The sequence below is a fragment of the Clostridium lacusfryxellense genome, assembly GCF_018861735.1.
Classification (GTDB): domain Bacteria; phylum Bacillota; class Clostridia; order Clostridiales; family Clostridiaceae; genus Clostridium_AD; species Clostridium_AD lacusfryxellense.
Genome location: NZ_JAHLEB010000163.1, coordinates 1 through 612, shown reverse-complemented (window position 1 = coordinate 612; position 612 = coordinate 1). Strand labels below are relative to the sequence as shown.

General features: G+C 29.2%; 1 rRNA gene. It reads left to right on the top strand.

The window, feature by feature from the left end:
• Positions 1–73: ribosomal RNA gene (rrf, locus tag KPL55_RS26940) — 5S ribosomal RNA — on the top strand; the annotation flags it as partial.
• Between the last annotated feature and the right edge of the window lie 539 nt (positions 74–612).

Below are 612 nucleotides of genomic sequence, written 5' to 3'. Positions count from 1 at the left end.
CACGAAGGTTAAGCTTCAATGCGCCGATGGTACTGCAGGGGTGACCTTGTGGAAGAGTAGGTTGTCGCCAGGTAATAATAAAACCACTAAGTTTATCTTAGTGGTTTTTGTGCGTAAAAAATAATTTTCCTTTCTTTATTAAAATCATATTTATAAAATATCATAAACCTCTTCTTGCTCATAGATTAAGTACAGCAAATAATCTTTTGGTAGTACTACAAAATGAGTCTTTTAAATTGGAAATTAGAGATAAACTTCACATACTTAGCCATGTGTATCGTAATGCGAAATAAGGATTTATTTATACTTATATGTAGGAATATGTAGATAAACTAGCTAGAACGTATATGGGTTAAAATTATACTCATATATATATGATAGAATACTCCTTGTCGTCACTTGCGAGTGGCACACTAAGCTAAATGTTAATTACAATTTAATTAAGTTTTAATGAAAAATTAATTAAAAGAATTAGTTGACAAAACAAGAAATACCTAGTAATATAGTAGAAGTCGTCACTTGATGACAAACAAATTGGTCTTTGAAAATTAAACAGAGAAATAGGTAAACTTAGCAAAATAATATTTTGTTAAACCAGTCAATTACTTTAGT